Below are 21,271 nucleotides of genomic sequence, written 5' to 3' on the forward strand. Positions count from 1 at the left end.
ACTCGCAGTAGTTGCACTCCGAGTAACGTCCGCGGGACCAAGAAGCAAATGATTGCTGCCGCACTTCCCGTGGGACGGGGCCGGCCGTGCCGCTCCGGATTACTCGTTGAGCCGGCTCTTCACGCCCGCGATGATCTTCTTTGCCAGCGTCTCGTAGTCGTCGTCGAAGTGATGGCCGCCCTCCATGGCGATCACTTCCGCGCCGGTTCCGTTCAGCAAGGGGCAAGCCACGTCTTCATCGTCGTCCTTGCCGTAGACGCATTGCACGATCTTCGGGTTGATCGACTTGAGGTCGCTGATGGGATCGCCGCCCTTGCCTTCGCTCGACGCGCCGAGCCAGCCCATGACCGAAATGACATAGTCGACCTTGCGAGACAGCGACAGAAGCGACATCTGCACGACCTTGTCCCGCTGCTTCGGCTTCAGCATGTTGTAGCTGGCCGGCAGAACGTCCGCGCCGAAGGAATAGCCGACGAGCACGACGTGCTGGACCTTGAATTTCTTGGTATAGAAATCGATGATGCGGCCGAGGTCATCAGCGGTTTCCTGCGGCTTCCGCTCCGACCAGAAATAATGGAGCGTGTCGACGCCGACTACGGGGATGCCCTCGTCCTGCAGATAGCTGCCGACTTCCTTGTCTATGTCGCGCCAGCCGCCGTCGCCGGAATAGATGATTGCCAGCGTATCTTCGGTCGGCTTCGCGCTCATGACGTCGATAGGCAGGCCGAGCGGTGATTTCTCGCTGTCGAGCGTCTTGATCAGTTCCGTCAATCCATCGCCGAGCGTCGTGTAGGCATCGTCGTCGGAATCGTTGATCTCGATGTCTGAATGATCCTTCTGGATCGCTTCGACATGCGCGCGGCCGTCTTTCGGAGCATTGGCGGTAAAGGTAGCGACGATCGGATTGGGCAGGCTGCCGTCCTGGAGACCGAGGACAACGCGGTCTCCCACCTTCTTCTGCTCGGCCGGCGTGCAGAGTTCCTGGGTCAACGCCAGGCCGACGACCGGATCGACCGCCAATGTGCCGGCGACCGTCGCATCCGGCGTCTGCGCCGCGATCGCAAGCGCCATGGCCCCACCCTCGCCGACACCGGCGATGATGGGCAATTGGTAGGTGCTGTCGGCAAGTGACCGCTGGATCTGCTGGCTGAGCGACTCGATATCCGAGATCGTGTAGATGCAGCCGTCGTTCTGGCTGACGTCATACTTATTCAACGACGCCAGCAGGGATGGAAAATCGATGCCGATGACCAGCGAACCGTCTGCAACAAGCTTCTGCGCGACGGTGTTTTCCTTGTCACCCCAGCCCGCGCCGTCGGAAATGAGCACGATTTCGCTGGTGATCTTTCCCGCTGGCCGCATGATGTGCGGCGCGGGGATCATGCCAAGCTCGTATTTGCTATTGTCCTCGTCCGCCCTTGCGATACCGGTTGCCGCGACAACCGCGAGAACGAGGGACATTGCGTATTTCAAGATCATTTCCTGACGACTCCTCTAAGTCCGCCGCCGATTAGGAACGTCGCGTCCATCAGCGCTATCATCGGACTGACCCCGCCCGACACCGCGAGGTAACGCGGGTGCCAATCGGGGTGAAACTTTGCTTTGAAGGCTCTTAGCCCCTTAAAATTGTAAAAACGTTCGCCGTGCTCGAAGACCGTTCCGCCGACCCGATCCCAGACCGGGGCAGATTCTCGCTTCGACATCCCCGAAAGCGGCGCCATGCCGAGGTTAAAGCGCTGAAATCCGGCATTCCTAAGATGGTCGAGGATCTGCACGAACAGGAAGTCCATCGCGCCCTTCGGCGCATCGGGCGAGAAGCGCATCAGATCGACGGAGCCTTCCTCGTGGGTCTCGGTCACCAGGATGTTCGCAAAGGCAACGATCTTGCCGTCCTTCTTCAAGACGCCGACTGGTTGTGACAAAACATAGTCCGGATCGAAGGCACCGAGCGAAAACCCTTTTTCCTTCGCATTGTGATCGTCGAGCCAGCTTTCGGAAACCGCCGCGAGCTCGTCAATGACGGACGCAACATCCTTGGGCTCGATCACTGCGAATTCCAGTCCGTCGCGCACGGCGCGGCTGGCGGTCTGTCGAAGATTGGCCCACTTGCCGCCCTTGAGCTCGAATTGGGACAGGTTGACGACCGCGAGCTCGCCGAGTTTGAAAGCCCGAAGCCCCGCATCGGCGCAGGATGGCAGCATCGCGGGAGATATCTGGTAGAACACGGCGCGGCAGCCGGCGGCTCGGGCCGTTTCGACGAAGCGCCAGACGAGATCGGGCAAGGCGTAGCGCGGACCGATCGGGTCGAACAGAGCGATCCAGGAACGACCGCGCTTGCCATACATGATGAAAGCATCGCCCCTTTCGGAAAACATGATGCTCTTGTCGCGCATCCTGACCAGATTGGCGTCGGCCACTCCATGCTTCTCGACGATGGCGACTGCGCGCTCTATTGCATCATCCGAGGCCGGCGCCAGCCGGGCGGTGGCCGGACGCAGCAGGCTGAACGTCGCGATCGCGGCCGAAAGAATGGAGATCCCGAGAACGGCGCGGAGCCCGCGCGGCGCCTCGTCGGCGAACTCGAACTGCCACCAGAGCTGATTGCTGTATTCGACGTCGCGATAGACGAAGAACAGAATGACGACTGCGCAGATGCAGATCACGGCGATCGCAGTCAGCCAGCCCGTTGTCAGTGCCTGGTTGAACAGCGAGGCCGGGCGATTGAACAGCCGGCGGCTGACGACCAGCCCGAAGATCAGGAACAGCAGGAACGCCGCTTCGACCACCGCGATCGCCTTCAGCAGCGAAAGCGTCAGCGCAAGCAGTGCCGAGCAGACCAGCACCCACCAGGCGCCGTCGAGACGCTGACCAAGACCGCGGGCAGCGACGACCATGACGAGGCCGAGCAGGCTGGACAGGAAATGCGCGCTTTCGATGATCGACAGCGGCACGTAGTCGGAGAGAAATTCGAGATTGGAGTCCGGCGTCGGCGTAACGCTCGAAAAGATCAGCATCACGCCAAGGAGCAGCGCAAAGGTCGACAGCAGTTGCGGCATCAGCCGGCCGCCGATGCGCCTGACGCTCGATGCAGCCGGATGATCGACGAAACGGCGCAATTCTGTCGCCGCTACTGCGAGAATGGCGATCACCAGCGGTATGACATGGTAGATGACGCGATAAAGTACCAGCGAGCCGAGCACGGCATCGACATTCACGGCATTGCCGAGCCAGGCAATAATGACCGTTTCGAAGACGCCGAGCCCCGCCGGAACGTGGCTGAGCACGCCGAGCCCAACGGCAATGGCATAGACTGCCAGGAAGCCAGGCCAGCCGATCGATGAATCCGGCAGCAGGACGTAGAGAACCGATGCCGACGCCGCAATATCGAAGGCCGTCACCAGGAACTGCCGCGACCATGTGCGCGAATCCGGCAGTCGCAGCGAAAACGAGCCGATGGCGATTTCCCGTCCGCCGCGACCCATGAACAACAGCACGGCGAGGATCGAAAGGATCACCCCCGCCATCAGCCGCAGCCAGATACCGTCGATACCGATCAGCGGTCCCATCTCGTCTGCAATAACCAGGAGGGCGATCGAACCGACCGCGGCAAGACCAAGGCCGAAGGAGAGCGTGACGAAGGCGATGACGCGGGTGATGTCTTCCGGGGTCAGCCCCAGGCGGGAATAGGCACGGTAGCGGATCGCGCCGGCGCTGAGTGCACCGAAGCCGGCGGTATTGCCCACGGCATAAGCGCTGAAAGCAGTCAGCGCCACATGCGGAAACGGCAGCTTCTTGTCGATGAATTCCAGCGCGTTGACATCATAGAATACCAGCGCGAAAAAGCTTAAGCCCGTGAACAGGAGCGCAAGCAGGATGGAACTATACTTCGTCTCGCTGAGCGCGAGGACGACGTCGTCGTAGCGCACTTCGGTCGTCAGGTGAAAGATCGCCAAAGCGACGAGACCGAAGACGATGACACTGCCGAGCGCCAGGAGCTGCGTCTTGTATCTGCGCAAAATTCCGCCCAGCCAACCGTGCTCGACCAGTTCCTCATCGGCGTCTTCCAGATCGATTTGGCTCGACATAAACTACCTGTTTTGAATTGGCTTTTGGCCAGCTCCGTTCATCGGATGTGCAGTACAGCCAACATCTATATTTCTCATGACTGCCTGCATACATTTCGCGAGGCTCCAGTGTTGAGCGCTCCAATCGTTCTCAATTCGGGCAATTTTGGCGCAGATCTCGCTCCCGCAGCAATGAATCCGTTATTTGCAAAAGGAAATTGTCATTTATGATCGATCTGGGCTTATCCACACACAATTCATCGGCCGCCGCGCCTCGCGTCGACGTTGGTCGCTGCGCTGTAGCAGCTATTTCTGGCCTAGTCCAAATGTGTGAGATTCGGAAGAAGTGCCCGGCACAATCACGATTGGCCGCTGCTCATGCGAGCAAGCGACTAGATCGGGACCCGGAAATCTAAAAAAAGGGAAAAGTGCGATCCACGACGACCGGTGGATTTTTACGATCCTGGGTGCCTACAAACGTAGGTGGGCGCCGTGTGACCAAGCCCACGAGCCTAGTCAGGGACAGCTCCCTTTGGATCGAGTATGGCCCCAGGGATTGTGGTTCCTGTCGGGAAGCGTAGACCGCAAGCAGACATATAGGGCGATTTTGGACGACACACCAGTGCCACACGGCTTCGCGCAGAGAAATAAATGTAGCCGCGGCTAGTTCGTTTCGGCGCCGGGCCGGGCCACGAGTTTCTCCGCAATGCCGCGGATGTTGGTCGTGACTTCATTAAGCACCGTCGCCAGGCTCTCCTCCGTCCTCGCGTTTGAGGCAAGCACCGTATCGCGATTGCTACGCAACGTCTCGAGTTCGGACTCGAGACCGCTGACCCGCCGCGTCAGTTCCGCCACCTCGTCGGTGATCATGATGCCGGCCATGACCGTGACCCTGAGATCGCCGATCTCGCCGAACTGATCCTTCAGGTGGCTGACATAGCGGTCGAAGCGCGTCGCGAGATCGGTCAGATGATCTTCCTGCCCCTCCTCGCAGGCCATGCGATAGGCCTTGCCGTCGATCGTTACCGTTACCTGTGCCATCCGACTCTTCGCTTCCTACCCTGCTGTTCCCGCACGCCGTCCGAAGTCGGGTGGTTAGCGGTCCAGCACGGCTCTGATCGTTTCCATCGCTGTCACCAGCCGGCGCGAGACCTCGCGATTGACTTCCTCGAGCCGGTTGGCCCGAAACTCCGCCTGGTCCAGTTCCTGAGCAAGTCGCGAGCGGTCCGTATGGATCCTGCGGACTTCTCCGTCCATCTCGCCTCGTTCACGCTCGCGCTCGAAACGCATGTCGACCGCATTATCAAGTGCGGCTATTGCCTGGCGAAGCCCGTCGAGCGCCGCATCCACCGTCTTGCCTGTGGGCATCATGTCTTTCGGTCCTTAGCGCCAAGATTCCGAATCACCACATTCGGCCACTTGTCTGATTTGTAACAATATTCAACTCGGGAAGTGTGCGTCAATAAAGGCAATGACGTCCAACAGGCGCTATTCTGTGGATGAACCCCCAGCTTTTTACGGCTTCGTCGCTCATTTTTGCCAAAGTCGTCTTTTGTATACCGCCGCGGTCAAATGTCGAAAAACGTCGCACCCTACCGGAACCGGCTTTGGATTTATTGACTTGCTCGTATCAAATGCTATGTCTCAGCCACCTGGGGCCAACCTGGAACTGGCGGTTTTTCGGACCCGCCCAATTCAGGGGTGGCCTTTCAAACCGATGGTCCTTACCTCCCACGCTTGCGACCATCCCCTGAACCCGGAACCCTGCGGAAAAACCCCATGACCTCTCGCGAACAACACGACCGGATGGCAAATGCGATCCGTTTCCTTGCCATGGATGCAGTCGAAAAGGCCAATTCCGGTCATCCGGGCATGCCGATGGGCATGGCCGACGTAGCGACGGTCCTGTTCACCAAGTATCTGAGGTTCGATTCGAAGAAGCCGCATTGGCCGAACCGCGACCGCTTCGTGCTCTCGGCCGGCCACGGCTCCATGCTGCTCTATTCGTTGCTCTATCTGACCGGCTATCCGGATATGACGATCGAAGACCTGAAGCAGTTCCGCCAACTCGGCTCGAAGACCGCCGGCCACCCGGAATACGGCCACGCAACGGGCATTGAAACGACGACCGGCCCGCTCGGCCAGGGCATTGCCAACGCCGTCGGCATGGCGATCGCCGAGCGCAAGCTGCGCGAGGAGTTCGGCGCTGATCTGCAGGACCACCATACCTATGCGGTCTGCGGCGACGGCTGCCTGATGGAAGGCATCAGCCATGAGGCGATCGCCCTTGCTGGCCACCTGAAGCTGAACAAGCTGATCCTCTTCTGGGACAACAACTCGATCACCATCGACGGCGCCATCTCGCTGTCGGACTCGACTGACCAGGTCGCCCGCTTCAAGGCGGTTCACTGGAACACCATCGAGGTCGACGGCCACGATCAGGCCGCCATCGCCGACGCGATTGAAGCCGCCCACAAGTCCGACCGTCCGACCTTCATCGCCTGCAAGACGATCATCGGCTTCGGCGCACCGCACAAGCAGGGCACGCATAAGGTCCATGGCTCGCCGCTCGGCGCCGAGGAAATCGCCGAGACCCGCAAGGCGCTGAACTGGGAATACGAACCCTTCGTCATCCCGTCCGACGTTCTCGACGCCTGGCGCGCAGCCGGCACGCGTTCGGCTGACACAATCAAGGCTTGGGAAGACGGTCTTGCCACGGCTTCCGCAAAGGCCGAATTCAGCCGTCGTTTTGCTGGCGATCTGCCGGAAGGCTTCGACGCCGCCATCAGCGACTACAAGAAGAAGCTCGCCGAAACCAAGCCGACGGTCGCAACCCGCAAGGCTTCCGAGGACGCGCTCGAAGTCATCAACGGCTTCCTGCCCGAAACGCTGGGTGGGTCTGCCGACCTGACGCCGTCGAACAACACCAAGACCAGCCAGATGCACTCGATCACGCCGACGGATTTCGCCGGCCGCTACATGCACTGGGGCATTCGCGAACATGGCATGGCCTCCGCCATGAACGGCATCTCGCTGCACGGCGGCCTGATCCCCTACGGCGGTGGCTTCATGATCTTCTCGGACTATTGCCGTCCGCCGATCCGCCTCGCTTCGCTGATGGGCATTCGCGTCATCCACGTCCTGACACATGACTCGATCGGCGTCGGCGAAGACGGCCCGACCCACCAGCCCGTCGAGCAGCTGGCCGGCCTGCGCGCCGTCCCGAATCTGATGGTATTCCGCCCGGCTGATGCTACCGAGACCGCGGAATGCTGGCAGATCGCCATCAAGACCCGCAACCGTCCGTCGGCTCTTGCCCTGACCCGCCAGAACCTTGCCCCAGCCCGTACCGAGTATAGCGAAAAGAACCTTTGCGAACTCGGCGCCTACACGCTGGCCGGCAATGCCGATGCCAAGGTGACGGTCTTTGCATCTGGTTCCGAAGTCGAAATCGCCCTCGCGGCACGCACAACGCTGGAAGGCAAGGGCATTTCCGTCCGCGTCGTCTCCGTTCCCTGCACCGAGCTCTTCTTCGAGCAGCCAGATGCCTACCGCAAGGAAATCCTTGGCAACTCGCCGGTCAAGATCGCCGCCGAAGCTGCTGTTCGCGAAGGCTGGGATGCCTTCATCGGACCGGAAGGCGCCTTTGTCGGCATGAAGAGCTTCGGCGCTTCCGGCCAGGCCAAGGACGTCTTCAAGCATTTCGGCATCACGGCGGATGCCATCGTCGCCGCTGCCGAAGCCAAACTGGCCTGATTGCGAACAACGCGGCCTTATTACGAAATTGGGAGGGCGCCTGCCGCGTCCTCCGTTTCACCGAAAAACAAAGCCCTGCCTGATTGGGAGAGAACTCAATGACTGTTAAAGTAGCCATCAACGGCTTCGGCCGCATCGGCCGCAACGTCCTCCGTGCCATCGTCGAATCCGGCCGCACCGACATCGAAGTCGTGGCGATCAACGACCTCGGCCCGGTCGAGACCAACGCCCATCTGCTTCGCTACGACAGCATCCACGGCCGCTTCCCGTCCGAAGTTAAGGTCGAGGGTGATACGATCATCGTCGGCAACGGCAAGCCGATCAAGGTCACCGCCGTCAAGGACCCCGCAGCCCTGCCGCACGGAGTATATGGCGTCGATATCGCGCTCGAATGCACCGGCATCTTCACCTCGCGTGACAAGGCCGCCCTGCACCTGACCGCCGGCGCCAAGCGCGTGGTCATCTCGGCACCTGCCGATGGCGCCGACCTCACCGTCGTCTTCGGCGTCAACCATGACCAGCTGACTAGGGAACACCTGGTCATCTCCAACGCTTCCTGCACGACGAACTGCCTGGTTCCCGTCGTCAAGGTCCTGAACGATGCCATCGGCATCGACCACGGTTTCATGACCACCATTCACTCCTACACGGGTGACCAGCCGACGCTCGACACAATGCACAAGGATCTCTATCGCGCCCGCGCCGCGGCGCTCTCGATGATCCCGACTTCGACGGGTGCTGCCAAGGCTGTCGGTCTCGTACTGCCGGAACTGAAGGGCAAGCTCGACGGCACCTCGATCCGCGTGCCGACCCCGAACGTCTCCGTCGTCGACTTCAAGTTCGTCGCCAAGCGCGACACGACCATCCAGGAAGTCAACGAGGCTATCAAGGCTGCCTCCAATGGCAAGCTCAAGGGCATTCTCGGCTATACCGACGAGCCGCTGGTTTCCCGCGACTTCAATCACGACAGCCACTCCTCGATCTTCGCGACCGACCAGACGAAGGTCCTGGAAGGCAAGTTCGTGCGCGTCCTGTCCTGGTACGACAATGAATGGGGCTTCTCGAACCGCATGGCCGACACCTCGGTCGCCTTCGCCAAGCTCATCTGAAGCCCGCATGTTCCGCTCTCTCCGACAAACGAACGCCCGCTGGCGTCCGTTCGATGGAGAAGGACTGGAACATCTGACGATTCGTCCTGTCGAAACTTCCGCCGGCGCCATAATCCGCGCCGGTGGCACTATTATAGGCGACCGGGGCGGAACGCCCTACGGCGTAAGCTATCGCATCGACTGTTCTCCCCATTGGGAGGTGCTGTTCTTTTCCGTCGAGACCACCGACGGCCGAACCGTCGCGCTATGGTCCGATGGCAATGGGCATTGGCGGCATGCTGACGGCAGGCCCCTGCCTGATTTCGATGGCTGCATCGATATCGACCTGGCTGGCACTCCATTCACCAACAGCTTGCCGATCCGCCGACTAGACCTGACGCCCGGTTCTGCCGCGGCCAAGCTGAACATGCTCTACATCCCGTTCGACACATTCGAGCCGACACGCGACGCCCAGCGCTACAGCTGTCTCAAGCAAGACGCACTGTATCGCTACGAAGCCGAGGAGCGGTCTTTCACCGCCGATCTGCCTGTCGATGAAGATGGCTTGGTTCTCGACTATCCCGGCCTTTTCCAGCGTCTGGCGCTGTAAGCTAACCGTCACAATCCGAAACGTTGTTTCTGACCGGACATATTTTCCGATCTCCTTGATTTACGCCACATTTCGCCCTTCTCTGGTCCAGATCGATCTCTAAATTTTTAATCGTTGGACATCTCCCAACCTCGCTCCGACCCCTGTTGCCGCTTCGGCAAACCGACACTGCGCCAAGTTGAAGTTTGACAGGCGGGCATTGGACCTGCACGCTCGGTCTAAGTTCATGGCCGGGCCTTTCAGCACGGCTCGATGTCTTGTCAGGGGGAAGCGCGCGACAGGAGAAATCCGGACAGCTGCAGGCATCTAGGTGTCGTCAGAGCTCCGGTCACATGCGGTAAGAAGGGGAACGGTCGGTGGAAGCATTCTACATCGTGGTCTTGGTCTCGACGGTTCTGGTCCTGATCGCCGCGTTTTCCAGCCTTCTTGCGTTTCGCTTCGGCGCCCCCTTGCTGCTGCTCTTCCTGTTGATCGGCCTGATCGCCGGCACGGACGGACTTGGCATCGAGTTCAGCAACAATTATCTCGCCTATATTCTCGGCTCGATCGCCCTTGCCGTCATCCTGTTTGATAGCGGCTATGGAACTTCGCTCCAGTCCTTCAAGATTGCTGCCATCCCATCGTTGACGCTTGCCTCCGCCGGCGTGCTGATGACCGCTTCCCTCTGCGGCCTTGCCGCCTCCTTTCTCCTCGGCTTCACCTGGCTCGAAGGTCTGCTGCTCGGCTCCATCGTCGCCTCGACCGACGCGGCCGCCGTCTTCTTCCTGCTGCGCATCGGCGGCATCAACATCCGCGACAAGGTGCGCTCGACGCTGGAAGTCGAATCCGGCACCAACGACCCGATGGCGATCTTCCTCACCATCGCGCTCGTCGAGACCATCGGCAGCGGCGAAGGCTATGGCGGCATCAATCTCGCCATGCTGGCGATGTTCGTTCAGCAGATGGGGCTCGGCGTCATCCTCGGCCTGCTCGGCGGCATGATGATCGTGCTGGTCGCAGGACGGCTGGAGACGGATCGCGGCCTGACCCCGATCTTCGTTCTGGCGCTCGCGCTCCTGGTCTTCTCGTTCACCGGCGCCGTCGGCGGCAGCGGCTTCCTTGCCGTCTATGTCGCCGGCATCTACGCCGGCAACAAGAAAATGCCGGCATCGGCCACCATCAAGCGCTTCCAGGACGGCATGACCTGGCTTGCCCAGATCGTCATGTTCCTGGTGCTTGGTCTGCTTGCCACGCCTTCGCAATTTCCGGCGATCGCAATCCCGGCCGTGCTTCTGGCCCTGTTCCTGATCTTCGTCGCCCGCCCGATCGCCGTCTGGCTCTGTCTGCTGCCGTTCGACTATATCCAGCGCGAGACCGGCTTCGTCGCCTGGGTCGGGTTACGTGGCGCTGTCTCCATCCTTCTCGCCATCATGCCGATCCTCGGCAACCTTGATCATGCCCAGACCTATTTCAACGTCGCCTTCATCGTCGTGCTGGTCTCGCTGCTGGTCCAGGGATGGACCATCAAGCCGGTCGCCAAGAAGCTCGGCCTGATCACTCCGCCGCGGATTGGCGCCGTGCAGAAAGTCGAGATCGACCTGCCGGGCGCCGCCCACCACGAACTGCTCTCCTATCGCGTCGTCAAGGACAGCCCCGTGCTGCGCGGCGAGCGGATACCGCGCTGGGCCATGCCGTCGCTGGTGGTGCGCGACGGAAAGTCGATGCGCTACCAATATGCCGGCCGTCTACGCGAAAACGACCTCGTCTACCTCTTCATCGCTCCAAGCTATTCACGCCTGCTCGACCGGCTCTTCGCCAGCCGCGCGCCAGTCGATCCTGAAGACACCGACTTCTTCGGGTCGTTCACGATCTCGCCGCTGCGCCCGGCAGCCGACCTCGACGCGGCCTACGGCCCGGGCCTTTTGAACGAGCAGGAGAGGACGCTAACCATCGCCGAATTGATGAAGCAGCGCCTCGGCGGCAAGGCGGACTATGCCGACCGCGTACGCCTCGGTTCCCTTATCCTGATCGTTCGCGACCTCGACGAGACGGATCATATCCGCTCGGTCGGCATGTCGCTCGAAGCCGTGGAACCGGCGATGAATTTCCCCATCTTCATCAATATGCACGAGATCGTCGACCGCCTCCGCGACTTCGTTCGCAAGCGCGGCAAGCAGCCGGCCAAGCAGATTTCAAACGATTCGAATACAGGCGAAAACGAGGCATGAACGCCTTGCGTATCATCGCATCCGTAGTATGGTCGGCCCAAACTCGTACGCATAACAACCCCGGATATGACAAATGCCAGCCTTCAAGACCATCGACGATCTTTCCGATATCGCAGGCAAGCGCGTGCTCGTGCGCGTCGACCTCAATGTCCCGGTGAAGGACGGTAAGGTCACCGACGCAACCCGTATCGAGCGCGTCGCACCGACCATTCTCGAATTGTCGAAGAAGGGTGCCAAGGTCATCCTGCTTGCGCATTTCGGTCGTCCGAAGGATGGTCCCTCGCCCGACATGTCGCTGTCGCTGATCGTGCCGACGGTGGAGGAAGTGCTCGACCACGCCGTGCTTTTCGCCGCTGATTGCATCGGCCCGCAGGCAAGCGACGCCGTCGCCAAGATGAAGAACGGCGATATTCTACTTCTCGAAAACACCCGGTTTCACAAGGGCGAGGAAAAGAACGACCCGGACTTCACCAAGGCCCTGGCCGCAAACGGCGATATCTACGTCAACGACGCCTTTTCCGCCGCCCACCGCGCCCACGCTTCGACCGAGGGCCTTGCGCATCACCTGCCGGCCTATGCCGGCCGCACCATGCAGGCCGAGCTTGAGGCACTCGAAAAAGGCCTCGGCAATCCCGTCCGCCCGGTTGTCGCCATCGTTGGCGGCGCCAAGGTGTCGAGCAAGATCGACCTGCTGATGAACCTGGTAAAGAAAGTCGACGCCCTGGTGATCGGCGGCGGCATGGCAAACACCTTCATCGCCGCCCGGGGTGCCGACGTCGGCAAGTCGCTCTGCGAGCACGATCTTGCCGATACTGCCCGACAGATCATGATCGAGGCCGCGACTGCGGGCTGCGCTATAGTGCTGCCGGAAGACGGTGTCGTTGCCCGCGAATTCAAGGCCGGGGCCGCCAACGAAGTCGTGGCGATCGACGCTATTCCCTCCGACGCGATGGTCCTCGATGTCGGTCCGAAATCGGTCGAGGCCGTGAAGTCCTGGATTTCCCGCGCATCGACACTGGTCTGGAACGGCCCGCTCGGCGCCTTCGAGATCGCACCGTTCGACGCCGCGACCGTGGCAGCCGCAAGGCATGCCGCCGAATGCACTAGGGCCGGCAAGCTGACATCGGTCGCCGGCGGCGGCGACACGGTATCGGCGCTGAACCACGCAGGCGTCGTCGATGACTTCACCTATGTCTCGACGGCCGGCGGTGCCTTCCTCGAATGGATGGAAGGCAAGGTGCTTCCGGGTGTTGCCGTCCTGACTGCGCAGAAATAGCGCTTTCGTGATCTCGCGGCGGAAAAGCTTTCGCAGCTTCCCCGCCGGTAGTAAAATGCGATCTCAACTTTCAATCGGTTGAAATCAATTCAATCGTTTCAATTATTTAGCCTGGCATTTTCCTCTGTACAAACTTCTGTTATCGCCGACTGATACACCCGTCGCGGACTGAAAAGAGCTGGAGAACGAAGATGAGCGAACGAATTGAAGATATTGCCATAAAGATGGTTTCGGGCGGCAAGGGCCTCCTCGCTGCCGACGAATCCACCGCTACCATCAAGAAGCGTTTCGACGCGATCAATCTCGTCTCCACCGAGGAAAGCCGCCGCGACTATCGCGAGATGCTCTTCCGGTCCGAGGACGCCATGAAGAAGTACATCTCTGGCGTGATCCTCTATGATGAAACGCTGTTTCAGAAGGCAGCCGACGGCACGCCGTTCGTCGACGTCATCCGCGCCGCCGGCGGCATCCCGGGCATCAAGGTCGACCTCGGCGCCAAGCCGATGGCTCTCTTCCCCGGCGAGACAGTCACAGAAGGCCTCGACGGCCTCGCCGATCGCCTGGCCAAATATTACGATGCAGGCGCCCGTTTCGCCAAATGGCGCGGCGTGATCGCCATCTCCGACACGCTGCCATCCTATGGCTCCATCAAAGCCAATGCACATGCGCTTGCCCGCTATGCGGCGCTCTGCCAGGAAGCGAAAATCGTCCCGATCGTCGAGCCCGAAGTCCTGATGGACGGTGTACCCGGCACACAGGACCTAGCCCGCAGCGAGGAAGTGACCCGCTGGACGCTGCAGATCATCTTCGAAGCGCTCAACGAAGAACGGATCAACCTCGAAGGAATGATCCTGAAGCCGAGCATGGTCATCGACGGCAAGAAGCTTCGCAAGGCATCCGTCGAACAGGTTGCCGAGCGCACCGTGAAGGTGCTCAAGGAGACGGTTCCGTCTGCCGTCCCGGGCATCGCCTTCCTGTCCGGCGGCCAGTCGACCGAAGAGGCGACGGCGCATCTCTCCGCCATCAACTCGGGCTACGACCTGCCGTGGCATGTCACCTTCTCCTATGGCCGCGCCCTGCAGGACAGCGCGCTCAAGGCCTGGAACGGCAAAAAGGAAAACGTTGCCGCCGGCCAGCGCGAATTTTCTCACCGCGCCGAAATGAACAGCCTTGCCGCGAAGGGAAGCTGGAAGAAGGAGCTGGAAAAGGCGGCCTGATCAAGGCTCACTTTTAGCGAGACATCAAGCCCAATCGCCTTTGAACGGCCCCCGAAAGTTGCGTTGCCAACTTTCGGGGGCCGTTTCTATTTGGTCGGGACTTTTCGCATGCAAAGCTGATCTCGTTCTTTGGCAAGGCACCTTGCCAGTGCTAAAATTTACGCATGCAACAACATTGATTAAAATTTAGCTTGACGTCACAACCGAAGGTGTCAGAAATATGACGCGCAATATATTTAAGCAACTTTTCGTATTAGTACTTTTTAGAAAAGGATATACTAATGAATTGGAAACGTTTTTCCCTTCCGTTGCTGCTTTTGCTTTCGGCATGCGACGACTCTAGTTCGACAAGTCCGCAAGTTCAGTCTTCAGGTACCTTCGACACTGCGCCTCAGGCCAGTGTAGTTTCGGCCACCTCACCTGTTTCGACTACGCCATGGTATGCTGATCGATCTCCGGCAGATACCGTATCCGTCCAAACTCCCGAACCGGCAAAGCCCGACGCGGCAGCAATAGCGCGGCAGACGGCTGAGGTCCTCAAAGCTCAGGGCCTTATCACGCGCGCCGGCGCCGTACTCGCCGATGCCGGGTTGGAGGACGAGGCCTTCCCCTTGCTGGCGCCGGAGGATCACAAGGTTGACGACAAGACCGCCTACCTCAGTACCGCTGCTGCCGGCCTTGCACTCGAAACGGTTGACGAGACGCCCTCGTCCAAGCGCCAGATGATGAAGATCGGCGGCAAGGATGTGAATTTCATCACTCGGGCCGGACATTTGATCGCCTATGCACCGAAGGACCCCAAGGATTCCAACAAGAAGGACGCGGAAGCCGCGATTTTTTACACATATTATGCGCGAGATGGTCTGCCGAAGGACAAGCGGCCGGTAACCTTCTTCTTTAATGGCGGCCCAGGCTCGGCCGCGATCTGGCTGCAGCTTGGCTCGTGGGCACCAAAGCGGCTTAAAACTGACGCCCCAAACATCCCACCGGAATTCAGGGCTACGCGTCCGGAAAGCTTTCCGCTGATCGACAATGACGAGACTTTGCTTGACCAGTCAGACCTCGTCTTTGTCAATCCTCCCGGCACCAGCCTGTCCGAAGCTATCCTGCCGCACACCAACACCGATTTCTGGGACATGGATCGCGACGCCGAAGTCAACAACGATTTCATTACCCGCTTCATAAACTACTACAATCGCCAGAGCTCACCAAAATACATTTATGGCGAATCCTACAGCGGCATCCGCGTGCCGATCATGGCAGCCAAGCTGGAGGCGGCGGGAACGGCCAATTATGAGCCCGACCCTTCTGGAAAACCGCCGATAGTCCTCTCCGGCCTCGTTCTTCATTCGCCGATACTGAATTACCAGAGTTCATGCGCCATGAGCTTTGACGTTTCGTGCAACGGAATTTTGCCGACATACGCGATGACGGTTGATCACTACGGCAAATCCCAACGCGGCAACCGTTCCGTTCCAGCGTTTCTGGACGCCATTAGAACATTCATCAACCACGAATATGACGTATATTTTCCAATGTTTCCCAAGAACACCGATTTGTATGGAGGCGCGAGGGCATTCGCAGCAGCGGTTCTTTACCCCGAATCGGAACTGCCCGAAGAGGCCGCCCAGCTAGTCTCGTCGCTCAAGCTCCTGAACAATGCTGGTGGTATAGACTCTGTCGTGCAATTTCTATTGAAAACGAAGGAAGCACCGGCCGACACCGGATGGACCGCCTTTGTGCCAACAGACATTGGTGCGGCTTTCGTGAAGGATCTGTCGGCATGGACGGGGATCAGCACGGATTTTCTATCCGCTACACCGAATGTTGGGACGCGTGATTTCATATTGAACTTCCTGCCTGGAAAAGCTGTCAATATCTACGATACTCGCATGTCCGCGCCGGGGGATGGGGACAGGAAAATCCCTTACGATATGAGCTTCTACGAGGACACCGCCTTCTGCAACGCGATCACGCCGCATCTCGCCGACTTCGCGAATTACACCTCCGTGACCGAATACAAGACGATAACAAAGGGCATCAGTATCGCGTGGATGTACCAGCGTGACCCTTCGGTAAAATACTGGAAAAGCAGCATCGTCGATTTGCAGACCGCCATCCGCGATGGCAACGGGCTCAAGGTTACCATAGTCGGCGGCTATACGGATCTGGTAACCCCGTTCCACCAGACCGAACTCGATCTTGCCGAGGCGGGCCTGACCGAGCGCGTACCGGTCAAATGGTTCGATGGTGGCCACATGACCTATCTGACCGAAGCGTCCCGCGCCCCGCTCAAGGCTAGGCTGGACGAATTCTATCAGGCGCCACCGGTGGCCGACGGTCTCAACGCTCCGCAAAGCGTTGCCGCCACGGAAGCCCTAACGCCGCCACTAGCCGGCGCCGCGCCCTCCGCTGTCACCTTCAACTGATGGAAACCACCATGATCATCTCACCCAAACTATCACTTCTTGTTTTACTGATCGCCGCCGGCCTCGCCAGCCCGGCTTCATCAGGCGAAACACTCGGACGTCCCCCCGAGGACCCGCCGGGGACAATCGTGACTAAGATGACACCGGAAGTCGTACAAGACGCCATGGACCAGCAGCTGCGCTCCAAGTTCGAGGCGGCCGCCGGCACATCCAGCAACATCCTGACCGCAAGACAGGCCAAGGATGCAGGCTGGGGGCTTGTCGCCGATCGTTTCGCCAAGATCGACCGCGATGGCGATGGCTTTGCCACCTTCTCCGAGGTGCAGGCTTTCTTCGATGCCCGGTCGCCCGTCAAGCAACAGCGCGCCAACACGGCGGCCAAAGCCGTCCAGGTTATCCGCTAGCCTTGCCGCTTTGGCGTGGGGCAGCACCTGCCGCCGCATCCCCGTACTGCCAACCCCGCTGCCTGGCAGCGGGGCTTTCTATTCCGCACAGCTAGCAATTGTCATCGACACAAGATTGGGGCTTCATCCGACGCGTCAGGCGGCTGAGAATGGGCGCTAGTTCTCCAGTGGAGTTTCCCATGAGCACCATCGCCTACGTCACCCTCGATGTCTTCACGGCTAGCCGTTTTGCCGGCAATCCCCTTGCCGTCATTCCCGATGCGCGCGGTGTGGGCGATGAGGCGATGCAGAGGATCGCGGCGGAGTTCAATTATTCGGAAACAACCTTCGTACTGCCGCCCGAAGACCCTCAAAACACTGCGCGTGTTCGCATATTCACACCAACGACGGAGGTGCCGTTTGCGGGTCATCCGAATGTCGGAACCGCTTTCGTGATCGGACAGCAGAAGGAGATCTTCGGCCGGCCAGTCGGCGAGACACTCCGCTTCGAAGAGAAGGCGGGATTGATAGAGGTTCGGCTTCTGAGCGAGCAAGGCGCTATCGTCGGCGCCACCATCAGGGCGCCGCGGCCTTTGCAGGTCGGCGGGGCCATAGCCCCCGAGCTCGTCGCCCGCTGCGCTTCGATCAATCCGGCCACCATCCGGCTTTCCAGCCACGAACCCGTCTTCGCCTCCGTCGGACTGCCGTTCGCCTTCGCCGAGGTGGATGGGCTCGAAACTCTCGCATCTGCCCGCCCAAACCTCGCGGTCTTCGCGGAAGCACTGGCATGCCACCGCACGCAACAGGCCGACTTCTCGCTCTTCCTTTATTCACGAAGCCACGAAAACCCCTCGCATATCCGCGCCCGCATGTTCGCGCCGCTCGACAACGTCATGGAAGACCCGGCGACGGGAAGCGCATCCGCAGCGCTCGGCGCCTATCTGGTGTCCCTGATGCCTGAGACCGATATCGAAGCCCGGATCATGATCGAGCAGGGCGTCGAGATGGGGAGGCGCAGCATAATCGATGTGAACGTCAGTAAATCGGCCGGCGTGGTAGCCTCCGTCACCATCTCAGGGCGCTGCATGCCTGTCATGCGCGGGGTGATCGAGCTCTAGAAAGCCTCGCGGAACACCAGTGCGATCGACCAGATCGCAAATGCTGCAATCGCGATTTTCCAGAAGTCGCCTCGCCGCCTCAGTCCCGGCAGGCCGAGCGGCTTTATGACGTGCACTACCATGGCCAAAATCAGCAGCAGACCTATCAATTTGGACATGGGATTCTCTATATTGCGAAGCCGTCATAGCGGCGACATTTTTGCCCGCCAACAGACATATTATTGAAGCGGTTAAAGGCTCCCGATTACACAAGCAATGCTTGTCGGGTTTCGATGCCGCTTTATCTGATTTTTAAGCCGACATAGCCGAGAATGCATAAATGAGAAGAAATCTTTTACCCGTCCTTGCCCTGCTCTTCGGCACGCTCTTCCTGTTCATGGGCAATGGGTTGCATAGCCTTCTGCTGCCGGTCCGCGGCACCGCCGAAGGTTATGAGACAACGACGCTCGGCCTGCTTGGAACGACCTGGGCGACGGGCTTCGTCCTTGGTTGCCTGACCGCCCCGAAGCTCGTCCGGCGCATCGGCCATGTCCGCGCTTTCTCCGGCTTCATTTCCGTCATTGCCATCATCGCGCTATTGACCGGGCTCGTCGTGGACAGCACCTGGTGGGTGGTTCTTCGCGCCGTCACCGGTTTCTGCACGGCCGGCACATCGATGATCATCGAAAGCTGGCTGAACGAACGTGCCACCAACGAAAGCCGCGGCGCGATCTTCTCGCTCTATATCGGCATCACCCTGCTTGGCGCCGTCGGCGGCCAGATGATGATCCCCTTTGGCGACATCCATACGCCGATGCTCTTCATGGTCTGCGGCATCTGCTATTGCGTCGCCATGCTGCCGACGACCCTGTCGAATGCCGCCTCGCCGCAACCCCTCAAGACCGTCAGCCTTGACCTGCGCGCGCTCTATCGAAACTCGCCGGTCTCCTGCCTCGGCATCCTCCTCGTCGGCATCGCCAACGGGGCCTATGGCACGCTCGGCGCCGTCTTCGGCGCACGGGCCGGCCTGTCGGACAGCAATATCGCCATCATGATGAGCGCTACGATCTTTGCCGGCGCCGTCATGCAGCTTCCCGCCGGCCGGCTTTCCGACCGGATCGACCGTCGCTATGTACTGGCGATGATGGCCTGTATCGCCGCCATCGACGGCCTGCTGCTGTTTTTCGTGCAGCCCAGCAGCCCCGCTTTCCTGATCACCCTCGTGATCATCTATGGTGCGGCGGCCAACACGCTCTATCCAATCGCCGTTGCCCATGCCAACGACTTCGCCTCGTCCGAGGACTTCGTCAAAGTCTCGGGCGGATTGCTATTGCTCTATGGCATCGGGACGATCATCGGCCCGACGCTCAGCGGCCCCGTTATGTCTTCGGTTGGCCCTTACTCGCTGTTCTTCGTCACCGCCCTCGCCCATGTGACGATCACCGTCTACGCCATGTTCCGCAGTCGACGCCGCGCCGCAATACCAGCGGGCGATCGCGACGCCTATACCAATATGCCCTCGGCCAATGCCCAGATGATAACACCGGAGAGCATGTCGCTTGCCAACCGCACGGATACAGTTGCCGAGGCAGAGGACCCGGCTGTAAAGTTCGGCTGAAGAGGAGGATGGACCATGAGCATCTTTGACGACGATCGACCGAAAAAGCCTCTCGCCCATGAGATCGGCAGCGACCTTTCCATGCTTTCCGTCGACGAGTTGAAGGCGCGCATCGCCCTGCTGCAGGCTGAAATCGAGAGGCTGGAAACGGAATGCGCCAGCAAGGCATCCGGCCGCAAAGCCGCCGAAAACCTGTTCAGATCCTAGGGCCTGGAAATAGTCCGTGTGAGCCTGCGCGGGGCCTTTGAAGTACAGTTTCGGGGCATCTTTAACCCAATATTAGGCTTTATGAGATATTACTATGGCTATCCAGATTTTGTCTGGACTCAGACAGTTTCTCCACTTGGCGAATTGGTCTGATTTTTCTCCCTGTTTTACCTTGAGAGCCGCTTTCGCGGCTCTTCTTTTTTGTTTGACCTCTCCCTAGGTTAACGAAACTGTGGAGATTAACCCTTTCTTAAGAATCGCCTTGCGAATTTCGGTTAGAAATACCATCTTGAAGTCATAAGAACGAAGGCGGCGAAACCTTTGGGGTTTGCCTGCATTACCTGATCAAAGTATGCATGAAATGGGGATTACCTGCATGTCCGAACTTGGATTGAACACGATCAGCTTTGCAGGACGTGCGGCATCGTCCTCGCAATTCAAGGCGTTGTACTCCGAAGGCATGGCACTCGTCGAAGAAACCGCAGGCTATCTCGACGGAAACGGCCGCGCTGCATCGAAGGTTCTGCCGCGCATGGCATCCGTCCTTTATGCCGCCGAATCCATGCGCCTCACCACCCGCCTGATGCAGATGGCGTCCTGGCTTTTGCTGCAGCGCGCTGTAAACAATGGCGAAATGTCGCGCGACCAGGTTCTGAGCGAAAAGAACAAGGTTCGTCTCGACGGCTTCAACGTCGATCGCGCCGCACCCGGCTGGAACGATCTGCCGGAGTCTTTCCGCGATCTCGTCGAACGCTCGCTCCGCCTCCAGAACCGCATTGCCCTGCTCGATCGCGAAATCTACCGCCCGAACGAGGTCCAGAAGCTTCCGGACAACCAGAATAGCGTCAAGGCCCAGCTCAACCTGCTGCAGACGGCTTTCGGCCTGAACTGAACCGAGAACAATATCCGTCCTATCAAACCGGTCGCGCTCAGCGCGGCCGGTTTTTTGTTTGTTCCAGGCGAATGCGCAACAAAAAAGCCCGGCAAAACCGGGCTCTTTCAAAACATCTTGTCGCGAAGCGATTAGAGGCCGAGGCCGCCGAAGCGCTTGTTGAACTTCGAAAGGCGACCGCCGCGGTCCATCAGCTGCTGGTTGCCGCCGGTCCAGGCCGGGTGCGACTTGCTGTCGATTTCGAGGTTCATGACGCCACCTTCAGTACCCCAGGTCGAGCGGGTCTGGTATTCGGTGCCGTCAGTCATGACCACCTTGATCATGTGGTATTCTGGGTGAATGTTCGCCTTCATAACAATCTTCCTGCCATGCCGGGGTCCATTTGTCGCAACCCATTGCGGCAACCGAACCGATTGAATAAATGAAG

The 21,271-nt window shown here is 59.6% G+C and carries 18 protein-coding genes and 1 other RNA gene; 12 read left to right on the forward strand and 7 right to left on the reverse strand.

Going from position 1 to position 21,271, the window contains the following annotated elements; all coding sequences use genetic code 11:
* Positions 1-99: 99 nt before the first annotated feature.
* From CPY51_RS31555 to CPY51_RS31575, 5 genes are all read right to left on the reverse strand, one after another.
* Positions 100-1,479, reverse strand: coding sequence for a virulence factor (locus tag CPY51_RS31555; protein WP_111164303.1), 1,380 nt, complete (start codon positions 1,477-1,479; stop codon positions 100-102).
* Positions 1,476-4,085 carry a bifunctional lysylphosphatidylglycerol flippase/synthetase MprF gene (gene mprF, locus CPY51_RS31560; RefSeq protein WP_111164304.1) on the reverse strand — a complete coding sequence of 870 codons (2,610 nt, stop codon included), beginning with the start codon at positions 4,083-4,085 and terminating at the stop codon, positions 1,476-1,478. The genes CPY51_RS31555 and mprF overlap by 4 nt, the downstream gene beginning before the upstream one ends.
* A gap of 407 nt (positions 4,086-4,492) precedes the next feature.
* Positions 4,493-4,651: non-coding RNA, 6S RNA (gene ssrS, locus CPY51_RS31565), on the reverse strand.
* 76 nt (positions 4,652-4,727) lie between these two features.
* Complete coding sequence (locus CPY51_RS31570; protein ID WP_111164305.1) at positions 4,728-5,105, reverse strand: cell division protein ZapA; 378 nt, start codon at positions 5,103-5,105, stop codon at positions 4,728-4,730.
* A 54-nt stretch (positions 5,106-5,159) separates the two neighbouring features.
* Positions 5,160-5,435, reverse strand: coding sequence for a DUF4164 domain-containing protein (locus CPY51_RS31575; protein ID WP_111164306.1), 276 nt, complete (start codon positions 5,433-5,435; stop codon positions 5,160-5,162).
* 408 nt (positions 5,436-5,843) lie between these two features.
* On the opposite strand from CPY51_RS31575, the gene tkt reads away from it, so the two are divergent.
* The 9 genes from tkt to CPY51_RS31620 all read left to right on the forward strand — a co-directional run bounded on the left by tkt (position 5,844) and on the right by CPY51_RS31620 (position 18,148).
* Entirely contained in the window at positions 5,844-7,820 is a 1,977-nt protein-coding gene (tkt, locus tag CPY51_RS31580; RefSeq protein ID WP_111164307.1) for a transketolase, read from the forward strand.
* A 98-nt stretch (positions 7,821-7,918) separates the two neighbouring features.
* Entirely contained in the window at positions 7,919-8,929 is a 1,011-nt protein-coding gene (gene gap / locus CPY51_RS31585; RefSeq protein ID WP_111164308.1) for a type I glyceraldehyde-3-phosphate dehydrogenase, read from the forward strand.
* A gap of 7 nt (positions 8,930-8,936) precedes the next feature.
* Positions 8,937-9,518 (forward strand): putative glycolipid-binding domain-containing protein, encoded by a 582-nt coding sequence (locus CPY51_RS31590; RefSeq protein WP_111164309.1) that lies wholly within the window; start codon positions 8,937-8,939, stop codon positions 9,516-9,518.
* Between the two features lie 356 nt (positions 9,519-9,874).
* On the forward strand, positions 9,875-11,725 hold the full coding sequence (locus CPY51_RS31595) for a potassium/proton antiporter (protein WP_111164310.1): 1,851 nt from the start codon (positions 9,875-9,877) through the stop codon (positions 11,723-11,725).
* A 73-nt stretch (positions 11,726-11,798) separates the two neighbouring features.
* The gene (locus CPY51_RS31600; protein WP_111164311.1) at positions 11,799-13,001 is read left to right on the forward strand and encodes a phosphoglycerate kinase; all 1,203 of its coding nucleotides are present in this window, start codon (positions 11,799-11,801) and stop codon (positions 12,999-13,001) included.
* 191 nt (positions 13,002-13,192) lie between these two features.
* Entirely contained in the window at positions 13,193-14,218 is a 1,026-nt protein-coding gene (locus CPY51_RS31605; protein ID WP_111164312.1) for a class I fructose-bisphosphate aldolase, read from the forward strand.
* Between the two features lie 281 nt (positions 14,219-14,499).
* Positions 14,500-16,647 (forward strand): S10 family serine carboxypeptidase-like protein, encoded by a 2,148-nt coding sequence (locus CPY51_RS31610; protein WP_111164313.1) that lies wholly within the window; start codon positions 14,500-14,502, stop codon positions 16,645-16,647.
* Between the two features lie 11 nt (positions 16,648-16,658).
* A complete protein-coding gene (locus CPY51_RS31615) occupies positions 16,659-17,051 on the forward strand; it encodes a hypothetical protein (protein WP_111164314.1) in 393 nt (130 codons plus the stop codon).
* A gap of 179 nt (positions 17,052-17,230) precedes the next feature.
* Positions 17,231-18,148, forward strand: a complete 918-nt coding sequence (locus tag CPY51_RS31620; RefSeq protein ID WP_111164315.1) for a PhzF family phenazine biosynthesis protein — start codon at positions 17,231-17,233, stop codon at positions 18,146-18,148.
* Here the strand turns inward: CPY51_RS31620 and CPY51_RS32960 are convergent.
* The gene (locus CPY51_RS32960; RefSeq protein WP_195909671.1) at positions 18,145-18,306 is read right to left on the reverse strand and encodes a hypothetical protein; all 162 of its coding nucleotides are present in this window, start codon (positions 18,304-18,306) and stop codon (positions 18,145-18,147) included. The two genes, CPY51_RS31620 and CPY51_RS32960, sit on opposite strands and share 4 nt — an antisense overlap.
* A gap of 161 nt (positions 18,307-18,467) precedes the next feature.
* Between CPY51_RS32960 and CPY51_RS31625 the strand changes: the two genes are divergently transcribed.
* The 3 genes from CPY51_RS31625 to rcdA all read left to right on the forward strand — a co-directional run bounded on the left by CPY51_RS31625 (position 18,468) and on the right by rcdA (position 20,844).
* Entirely contained in the window at positions 18,468-19,745 is a 1,278-nt protein-coding gene (locus CPY51_RS31625; RefSeq protein WP_111164316.1) for an MFS transporter, read from the forward strand.
* Between the two features lie 15 nt (positions 19,746-19,760).
* Positions 19,761-19,952, forward strand: coding sequence for a DUF1192 domain-containing protein (locus CPY51_RS31630; protein ID WP_111164317.1), 192 nt, complete (start codon positions 19,761-19,763; stop codon positions 19,950-19,952).
* A 376-nt stretch (positions 19,953-20,328) separates the two neighbouring features.
* Entirely contained in the window at positions 20,329-20,844 is a 516-nt protein-coding gene (gene rcdA / locus CPY51_RS31635) for a protease adaptor protein RcdA (protein ID WP_111164318.1), read from the forward strand.
* Between the two features lie 131 nt (positions 20,845-20,975).
* Here rcdA and rpmE read toward each other — a convergent pair whose 3' ends face one another.
* Positions 20,976-21,197 carry a 50S ribosomal protein L31 gene (gene rpmE / locus CPY51_RS31640; RefSeq protein ID WP_111164319.1) on the reverse strand — a complete coding sequence of 74 codons (222 nt, stop codon included), beginning with the start codon at positions 21,195-21,197 and terminating at the stop codon, positions 20,976-20,978.
* Positions 21,198-21,271: the final 74 nt, after the last annotated feature.

Source organism: Arminella tubonensis, from assembly GCF_003240585.1.
Lineage (GTDB): Bacteria > Pseudomonadota > Alphaproteobacteria > Rhizobiales > Rhizobiaceae > Rhizobium > Rhizobium tubonense.

Excerpts from the sequence above, each read along its gene's own strand:
- CPY51_RS31610 (WP_111164313.1), top strand. The coding sequence starts at position 14,500 with ATGAATTGGAAACGTTTTTCCCTTCCGTTGCTGCTTTTGCTTTCGGCA.
- CPY51_RS31555 (WP_111164303.1), bottom strand. The coding sequence starts at position 1,479 with ATGATCTTGAAATACGCAATGTCCCTCGTTCTCGCGGTTGTCGCGGCA.
- mprF (WP_111164304.1), bottom strand. The coding sequence starts at position 4,085 with ATGTCGAGCCAAATCGATCTGGAAGACGCCGATGAGGAACTGGTCGAG.
- CPY51_RS31630 (WP_111164317.1), top strand. The coding sequence starts at position 19,761 with ATGAGCATCTTTGACGACGATCGACCGAAAAAGCCTCTCGCCCATGAG.
- tkt (WP_111164307.1), top strand. The coding sequence starts at position 5,844 with ATGACCTCTCGCGAACAACACGACCGGATGGCAAATGCGATCCGTTTC.
- CPY51_RS31615 (WP_111164314.1), top strand. The coding sequence starts at position 16,659 with ATGATCATCTCACCCAAACTATCACTTCTTGTTTTACTGATCGCCGCC.
- CPY51_RS31570 (WP_111164305.1), bottom strand. The coding sequence starts at position 5,105 with ATGGCACAGGTAACGGTAACGATCGACGGCAAGGCCTATCGCATGGCC.
- CPY51_RS31590 (WP_111164309.1), top strand. The coding sequence starts at position 8,937 with ATGTTCCGCTCTCTCCGACAAACGAACGCCCGCTGGCGTCCGTTCGAT.
- CPY51_RS31605 (WP_111164312.1), top strand. The coding sequence starts at position 13,193 with ATGAGCGAACGAATTGAAGATATTGCCATAAAGATGGTTTCGGGCGGC.
- CPY51_RS31625 (WP_111164316.1), top strand. The coding sequence starts at position 18,468 with ATGAGAAGAAATCTTTTACCCGTCCTTGCCCTGCTCTTCGGCACGCTC.
- rcdA (WP_111164318.1), top strand. The coding sequence starts at position 20,329 with ATGTCCGAACTTGGATTGAACACGATCAGCTTTGCAGGACGTGCGGCA.
- CPY51_RS31600 (WP_111164311.1), top strand. The coding sequence starts at position 11,799 with ATGCCAGCCTTCAAGACCATCGACGATCTTTCCGATATCGCAGGCAAG.
- CPY51_RS31620 (WP_111164315.1), top strand. The coding sequence starts at position 17,231 with ATGAGCACCATCGCCTACGTCACCCTCGATGTCTTCACGGCTAGCCGT.
- gap (WP_111164308.1), top strand. The coding sequence starts at position 7,919 with ATGACTGTTAAAGTAGCCATCAACGGCTTCGGCCGCATCGGCCGCAAC.
- CPY51_RS32960 (WP_195909671.1), bottom strand. The coding sequence starts at position 18,306 with ATGTCCAAATTGATAGGTCTGCTGCTGATTTTGGCCATGGTAGTGCAC.
- rpmE (WP_111164319.1), bottom strand. The coding sequence starts at position 21,197 with ATGAAGGCGAACATTCACCCAGAATACCACATGATCAAGGTGGTCATG.
- CPY51_RS31575 (WP_111164306.1), bottom strand. The coding sequence starts at position 5,435 with ATGATGCCCACAGGCAAGACGGTGGATGCGGCGCTCGACGGGCTTCGC.